Annotated in this window: 1 protein-coding gene; it reads right to left on the bottom strand. The window is 34.7% G+C overall.

Annotated elements, in window-relative coordinates; genetic code table 4:
* Positions 1 to 26: 26 nt before the first annotated feature.
* On the bottom strand, positions 27 to 631 hold a 605-nt coding region (locus DNK47_RS03570; protein WP_181454176.1), incomplete at its 5' end, for a hypothetical protein.

Below are 631 nucleotides of genomic sequence, written 5' to 3' on the forward strand. Positions count from 1 at the left end.
GTCTAGTTATTAATCCAGTTTCTTATCTACTTTTTGGAACTCAACTTGCATAGCTGATTGTTGCCCCCCCCGCCAGTAGTAGTCTCAGAGCTCTTTCAAAAATCACATAACTGTAAATCTCTTTTTTCATATTTCTCTCATAGATCCTTAAATTTCAATGAGTTTTGTCCACTACTTCCAGAAGAAGAATCACTTGCACTCTCTAACTTAAATTCAAACTTTTTGTCTGTTGTAGGTTTAAGTGAAATCAAAACAGGATTTTGATTAGTTTGCTGACCATTTGTACCATGAACCATTTGTCCGTTCTGTCAAGAGAACTCCTGTAATTTCCCATAATAATCAGCAAAACTGTAATCTATATTTCCCTCTATAGAACCTTTCTTTATTTCTTCTAGCTTTATCTCCGCTGAACTCCCGTTGTCAGCTTGTACTTGTGCTGTCTCACTACCAGTAGTTAAAGTAAGACTCACCTGAGTAGGTACTAATAAACAATTAGGTGATACTGGATTAGTAGAAATAAAAAATTCCTTTAATACAGACTCGCCATTACTTTTTTCTTTCACTTCACACTTCTTTTGAAATTGATTTTTTCAACCAGAACTATCATCTAAGTCTTTAACTAATGGAGGGT

This window comes from Mycoplasma wenyonii (assembly GCF_003265155.1).
Taxonomy (GTDB): domain Bacteria; phylum Bacillota_I; class Bacilli_A; order Mycoplasmatales; family Mycoplasmoidaceae; genus Eperythrozoon_A; species Eperythrozoon_A wenyonii_C.